At 61.2% G+C, this 3926-nt stretch carries 3 protein-coding genes and 1 pseudogene; 3 read left to right on the top strand and 1 reads right to left on the bottom strand.

What is annotated here, in order from left to right; genetic code table 11:
* Positions 1 to 35: 35 nt before the first annotated feature.
* A pseudogene (locus tag Q0C48_RS00020) lies at positions 36 to 143 on the top strand (DUF29 family protein); the annotation flags it as partial.
* Between the two features lie 243 nt (positions 144 to 386).
* Here Q0C48_RS00020 and Q0C48_RS00015 read toward each other — a convergent pair.
* Positions 387 to 1748 carry an IS1380 family transposase gene (locus tag Q0C48_RS00015; RefSeq protein WP_291520396.1) on the bottom strand — a complete coding sequence of 454 codons (1362 nt, stop codon included), beginning with the start codon at positions 1746 to 1748 and terminating at the stop codon, positions 387 to 389.
* A 263-nt stretch (positions 1749 to 2011) separates the two neighbouring features.
* Between Q0C48_RS00015 and Q0C48_RS00010 the strand changes: the two genes are divergently transcribed.
* Positions 2012 to 3352 carry an IS1380 family transposase gene (locus Q0C48_RS00010; RefSeq protein ID WP_291520394.1) on the top strand — a complete coding sequence of 447 codons (1341 nt, stop codon included), beginning with the start codon at positions 2012 to 2014 and terminating at the stop codon, positions 3350 to 3352.
* A gap of 6 nt (positions 3353 to 3358) precedes the next feature.
* Positions 3359 to 3926: type ISP restriction/modification enzyme (locus Q0C48_RS00005; RefSeq protein WP_366936963.1), on the top strand; the 568-nt coding region annotated here is incomplete at its 3' end.

Genomic DNA, 3926 nt, shown 5'->3' with positions numbered 1-3926 from the left:
TCCATGCAGAACCTCATGCCGACTGGAGGCATGCCATGGCAACAGCAAGGCAACTAGAACACACACCAAACCTCTATGAGCAGGACTTCCTGTCTTGGATCGAGGAGCAGGCGCAGGCCCTCAAGGCCCGCCAGGTTGTGGCTTTGGATTGGCCTGAATCCGTGATCCTGATAACCCGTCCAAGCAGATTTGTCGTGTCGCAGCCGTCATTTCTCCAGGAGTTGCCGAGATTGCCCCGCCATGCCCTGGGCTGGGCTTGTTTTTCGGGTCTCAGGACGGTTGTTGCACGCGTTGTTTGCTGTTGGCGTCGCGCCGCGCGCAACCGCCATCCCGCCGCCGCTATGGGCCCGGCGCTGATCGCAGGTGAAGGGGGTGGTTTCGCCGAGTCAACCGCTGGAGGCAAACTGCGCATGCAAGTGCATGAAGGCCGGCGCCGCCCGGTCATTGGCGCCCAGTCCAAGCCAGCATCGCCCGGCATGTTCGATGACACGCCCGGCGCGGTAGATCAGTTCCTGCATCACAGTCTTCATGCGTCGGCGCCGGGCCGCGTGTCGGATCGGAGCCAGCGGCCCCAGCAAGCCTTGCTGGCCGAGCAGACGCAGGATGTTCATCGTCAGGGCCGCGAATTGGCACACCAGATAGTTCGTGTCGAACTTGCCCGATGGCAGGCGCTCCAGATCCATGTCGGTCTTGAACTCCGCATGGAACTGCTCATGCGTGCCGTGGTCGGCATACAGGGCGATGAGGGTCGCAGCGCTGAAGGTCTCAGGCAGACTGGTGGTCCAGCCGTCGAGTTGCATGTCGGGGACCAGCAACTGCTGGCCTCTTGCATCGATGGTGCGCTCGGTCAGGCGCAGGACGCGGCGCACCGCGCGCTCGATGCCAGGCACTTGGACCCGGATCTCCCACACCGTCCAGCGCTTGCCCTCGCGGGGCTGGTGCCACAGCACCGCAGGCTCGGCTGCGCGCTGGCGCAGCAACGCCTGCAGGTCGGTGGTGCGTGGATTCCACTTGATCAGGAAGTCCACCTGGGGCCGCCCCGGTGCATTGCAGCGTTCGATGTCGGTCATCAGCGCGCTGGAGTCAAACCCAGCGTCCAGACGCATCAGAATGGGGGCCTTGGGGCCGGCTGCCGACAACTGCTGCGCCAGAGGAACGACGCGCTCGATGTTGTAGGTGGTCTCGCTGGCCGAATGTTGCGCGCCCGGACGCAGGGCCAACTCCAGGCAGAACCCATGCGCACCCAGATAGGCCGCCAGCGGACAGTAACCATCCACCCCTGCATAGGTGCGGCTCACGCCGTCCTTGACCGTGCCGGAGTTGTCCATGGCGAAGGTGTCCACGTCCAGCGGCAGCCAGCCGCAAGGCAGCACGCCATAGTCCGGCTGAGCCGAGCGCAACAAGGCGCTGTTGGCGTCAAAGGCCCAGTCGAACCAAGAGGCCGCCTTGGCATCCAGACGCTGGCGCAGTGTGGGCGAAGACGGCACGCCAGCCATGCCCAGCGCTTGCTTGAAGAAGCGATCCCCACGGAAGGCTTCGATGGCATCGAAGTCGCTCTTGCCTTGGGCCAGCAACCCCACGTAGCTGCGCACGATGTCACTGCAGCGCACGCCGCCTGGGGCGGGATGCTCACGGTCAAGGCGCTTGAACATCCCCTGCAACCGTTGCAACTGATGTCCGACCAAGGCCAAACCGGCGACGGGAGTCAGGTCGTAGTCAAGCTGTTTGATTTGAAAACCAAAACCCATTGGACACCCCGGAAAAGCCACCCGCAGGATGACGAAATAATCCAGGCATTTTACGATAAAGAACGATTAATTTCAACAACTTACGCAACTTTTACAGCCGCCTTGCTCACGGATTCAGGTTATATTCAACCCAGATTGTCCATTAGCCATTTTTCGTGAAGTTGAGGCAAGCCGTGAGCCTTCGCTCCGACGCTGGGGCGAGGTTGGTTCTAATGGATACCATTAGAGAAAGCCTTTGTGGATCAATTGGATAGGTGATGATCATGGCCGGTTCGGTGCTACAGGGAGAAGGTTTTGCGGTCAGTTTCAGCAACCGGGAGGTCACAGCCTGGGGTGGCCTGGCCCTGTTCAAGCAGATGCTTGACAGCCTGGGGTTGCGGCAGGCGTCTGCTGGGTGGGGGTTGCCGGAACCGAAGTCGAACCGGGGCTACGCCCCGCTGCAACTGATCGAGCAGTTCATCGTCTCCATCTGGTGCGGCGCCTGCCGGTTTGCGCACGCCGAAACAGTGCGCATGGACAGCACGCTGGTGCGTCTGTTTGGCTGGACGAAGGCTGCCGGTCACAAGGCCATCATGCGGCTGTTCGCCCGCTTTGACATGCTCACCAACGAACGGGTACAGGCCGAGGTCTATCGCTGGTTTTTCGGCAAGATCAGCGCCTTGAAGCAGGTGACGCTGGACATCGACTCCACGGTCATCACCCGCAACGGAGCGCAGGAAGGCGCAGCGCGTGGCTACAACCCTAACCGGCAGGGTCGGGCCAGTCATCACCCGCTGTTGGCCTTTGTTGCCGAAGCGCGCATGGTGGCCAACTTCTGGCTGCGGCCGGGTACGGCGCACAGCGCCAACAACATCCTGCGATTTCTCGAATCGACCCTGCACCATCTGGGCGACAAGACGGTCGGTTTGCTGCGCGCCGACAGCGGTTTCTTCGACGAGGCCATCCTGGCTGCCCTGGAGGGCAAGCGTATCCCCTACATCATCGCGGCCCGACTGACCCAGCCGCTGCAACGCACGATCTACCAAGCCACCGGCTGGTGGGCACTGGAAGCCGGGCTGGAACTGACCGAGTTGCGTTATCAGGCGACCGGTTGGGACATCGAGCGACGGCTGATCGTCGTGCGCCAATCGGTCAAGCGCAAGACGGCCCCAGGCAAGACGCTGTCGCTGTTTGCGCACGATCCGCACATCCAGGGCTGGCGCTATGGTGCCTTTGTGACCACGCTCGACCTGCCGATGGTGGAAGTCTGGCGCACCTACCGGGGCCGGGCCGACTGCGAGAACCGGATCAAGGAACTGAAGGCCGACTTTGGCCTGGATGCCTTCAACATGCGGGACTTCTGGGCCACCGAAGCCGCGCTGGGCTTTGCCATGCTGGCCTACAACCTGATGAGCCTGTTTCGTCAGGCGGTGCTGCGCTGTCGAATTCAGCACACGCTCTCTACGCTGCATGGCCTGGTGTTGGCCGTCGGCGGCTCCTGGCACCAGGACGCCAGCCAGAACAAACTGATGCTGTCCGTTCCCCGCCGAAAACGCGCCTGGTTCGCAGGACTCTGGGCCAACGCCTCGGCCCCGCCTGTCATTCATGGACTGCAGAGTGGCTAATGGACAATCTGGGTTGAAAACTATTCGCAGGGGGTTCTGACAGCTCGCGACGCATGGTGCTACAACGCTTCCAAGTCAGCCGTGAGCGCCAACATGGCGCGCATGATCGACTTCTACAACGCAGAGTCAGCGCGCTTCCAGCAGGCACACGGCCATCTGGACAAGAAAGCGCGTGATGCCCTGGTGGACGGTTTCATCGACACCGATTCCGCGCAAATCAGTTGGACGCGTTCGCTCAAGGCGGAATTGAGCAAAGGACGGCAATTCATATTTGAAGCCGCCAGTCTGATCCCCAGCCTGTACCGGCCTTTTACCAAGCAATGGCTGTATTTCAACCGTAGGTTTAACGAATACGTCTTCCTGATGCCGCGGATTTTTCCGGATGCGGCGGCGGAGAATTTGGTGATTTGTCTGACTGGGCTAGGAGAAACGGCGGGGTTTAGCTGTTTGATTTCCAGCGACGTGCCGAACTTCCATTTCATAGCTGGCTCGCAATGTTTTCCGCTCTATCTCTATGAAGCCGCAGAGGGAACCGAAGCACTGGACGCGCCCGAAACGCCAAAGCAAGACCTGC

The sequence above is a fragment of the Acidithiobacillus sp. genome, assembly GCF_023255755.1.
GTDB lineage: Bacteria > Pseudomonadota > Gammaproteobacteria > Acidithiobacillales > Acidithiobacillaceae > Acidithiobacillus.
Note: the sequence above shows the minus strand (reverse complement) of the source record. Positions and strands in the feature narration are given on the sequence as shown.

What these genes read in the sequence shown, in the direction of transcription:
- Q0C48_RS00015 (WP_291520396.1), bottom strand. Translation starts at nt 1,748, where the DNA reads ATGGGTTTTGGTTTTCAAATCAAACAGCTTGACTACGACCTGACTCCC.
- Q0C48_RS00010 (WP_291520394.1), top strand. Translation starts at nt 2,012, where the DNA reads ATGGCCGGTTCGGTGCTACAGGGAGAAGGTTTTGCGGTCAGTTTCAGC.